Annotated in this window: 1 protein-coding gene; it reads right to left on the bottom strand. The window is 67.1% G+C overall.

All coding sequences use genetic code 4. The features are described from left to right. Nucleotides 1-78: 78 nt before the first annotated feature. A partial coding sequence (locus tag FJR74_RS08555; RefSeq protein ID WP_140915082.1) for an alpha/beta hydrolase fold domain-containing protein occupies nt 79-516 on the bottom strand: 438 nt, incomplete at its 5' end.

The following is a 516-nucleotide window of genomic DNA, read 5'->3' as shown; positions in this document are numbered from 1 at the left end:
CATATCATACATCACAATGTGCGGCCCGGGCGGCACCGCGGCGGGCGGCGATTCAGCCGACCGGGCATGCCGCCGACGTTATGCGTGCAACGCCCTCTTCAGCGCCGCCAAGCCGCGGCCGGTGGCTTCGGCCGCGGCGGGCACCACCAGGGCGAAGTTGACGTAGCCGTGCACCATGGTGGGCTCGTTGCTTAGCTCTACGGAAACCCCTGCGGCCGTGAGCAATTCGGCGTAGCAAGCACCGTCGTCGCGCAGCGGATCATGCTCGGCGGTGCCGATGAAGGCGGGAGGCAGGCCGGACAGGTCAGCGTTTCCCGGGGCCAGTGTCGTGGGCAGCATCGTGTGATCACTGATGTCCAGCCCCGGCACATACCAGGCCAGGAACGCGTCGATGACGTCACGGTCCAGGATTGGCGCATCGGCATTTTCGGTGAAAGACGGCAGCGACAGGTCGGCCATGGTCGTCGGGTACCACAGCAGCTGGAACACCAGCGGCGGTCCGCCGACATCCCGGGC

The sequence above is a fragment of the Metamycoplasma neophronis genome (assembly GCF_006491995.1).
Taxonomy (GTDB): Bacteria; Bacillota_I; Bacilli_A; order Mycoplasmatales; family Metamycoplasmataceae; genus Metamycoplasma; species Metamycoplasma neophronis.
The sequence above is the reverse complement of the archived record's forward strand: the minus strand, read 5'-3'. Positions and strand labels throughout refer to the sequence as shown.